We start from the raw sequence: 1,777 nt of genomic DNA, 5'->3' as shown, positions 1-1,777 counted from the left end.
GACGCCGTTGGCGAATTCGGCCCGTCGGTCTATCCGGCGGGCCGAAGTGCTGCCAGGTGGGAGGTCCGGGTTCGGGCTCTGGGTTTGTCCGTGAGCCAGGCGTCGATGCGGGTGAGGTTGATCGCCGCTGCGGTGAGTTGGTGCTGGAGGCTGGTCTTGCCCAGTCCGCGGTAGCGGGATCTGCGCAGGCCGAAGGCGAGCACGCCTTGGGAGATGGTGCCCTCGACACCGGCGCGGGTCTTGTACCGCTCCTTCCACTCGGGGGGTCTGCTGTAAGACTCGGGCAGCCCTGATGGCCTCGTGCTCGTCGCGGTGACGGATCTCCAGCTCGCGGCGTTTCGCGGCGGCGGAGCTGATGCAGGCAGTGCGGGCGGGGCACGGCTGGCAGTCGGTTCGGCGGAACCAGACCCGGATGATCGGGACTCCGTGGTGAACCCTGCTCTTCCAGCCGTCGGCGACGGCGCCATTGGGGCAGGTCACGGTCTGCTGGTCCCAGTCGACGGCGAACTTGTCCAGGGAGTACGCACCGCCGTTGGCGGCCGCCTGGCTGCTGGTGTTGGACGGCATAGGCCCGACCACTTCGACGCCCAGATCGCGGCGGGCGGCGACCAGTGTGGGGCCGTCGACGTAGCCGGCGTCCAGGAAGTGCTCAGCGGGCAGCCGTTCCCGTTCGGCGAGCCCGGCGTGGACAACGGCGGTCATCTTGATGTCGGGGACGGTGGCCACGGTGGTAGCGACGTGCGTGAGCAGGTTCGGTGCATCGGTCTCACAGGTCTCGGTCAGGTGGACTTTGTAGCCGTCCCACATGGTGTCGCGTTTGACGCTGCCTCTTGCTTCCGGGTCATACGGGGTGACCAGGCGCTTAGCGCCCGGTGGACGGTCTTTTGGGTCCCGCCGTCGCACCTCCCCCTCGACCTGGTGGAAGTGTTGGACCCAGACCTGCCGCAGGATCTGTGCCGCCGGAAGTTCCCGCAGGTGAGAAGGTGCCTCAGCCTCGTGGAGGGCCCGGAGCAGGTGCATGCCGTCGCTGCCGATCCGCAAGCCGATCGCGTCGCGTCCACTGCGTGCTTTGGGGAACCGGTTGTCCTCTAGCCTGGTGGCGTAGTGCTTGAACCAGTCCGCCGGGGCAACCGTCTCCAGCCAGTTGGGCGCGGTCTGGGCCACTGCGTTCAACGCGGTCCGTAGGGTCTCCCCGACATGCTCCAGCCAGCACAGTTCCCGTGCCGAGGACAGCACATGCGTGGAGTCAGTGCGGGCCTTGCCGCTGGCCTTCAACAGCCCCCGCGTGTGCGCGGCGTTGAGCACCCCGTCGAACAGGGCACGTCCGGCATCGGCGGTCACCAGCCGGTCCCGGAACTCCGAGAGGACCGAGTAGTCGAAGCCCGCGTCACCGAGCTCCAGTCCGAGGGCGTATTTCCAGTCGATCCGGGCCCGTACCGCCTCTGATGCCTGTCGGTCCGACAACCCCTCGACGAACTGGAGCACAAGCACCATCGCCAGCCGGCCCGGTGACCAGGCGGGCTTGCCCCGGGCTGGAAACAGCGCGGCGAAGTCCTCATCGCGGAACAGCACGCCCAGCTCATCACGGATACGGATCGCCAGACTGCCCTTCGGGAACGACCTCCGGGCCACCCGGGCCGTCTCGGTCGGAACCCCTCCCGGCTGCTGAGCATGCAACGACACGGACGCCCTCCCCAAACACAACGTCGGCCTTCACGACCCCAACCGAGTCATGAAGGCCGACGTCACGCGCAGGGCCGAATTCGCCAACGGCGTC

General features: G+C 68.0%; 1 pseudogene. It reads right to left on the bottom strand.

Features of this window, described 5'->3' with window-relative positions:
• Window positions 1-29: 29 nt before the first annotated feature.
• Window positions 30-1,683, bottom strand: a pseudogene (locus tag AB0D12_RS41245) (IS1182 family transposase).
• Window positions 1,684-1,777 lie beyond the last annotated feature (94 nt).

It is taken from the genome of Streptomyces sp. NPDC048479 (assembly GCF_040651435.1).
Classification (GTDB): domain Bacteria; phylum Actinomycetota; class Actinomycetes; order Streptomycetales; family Streptomycetaceae; genus Streptomyces.
This window is presented reverse-complemented; position numbering and strand designations above follow the sequence as displayed.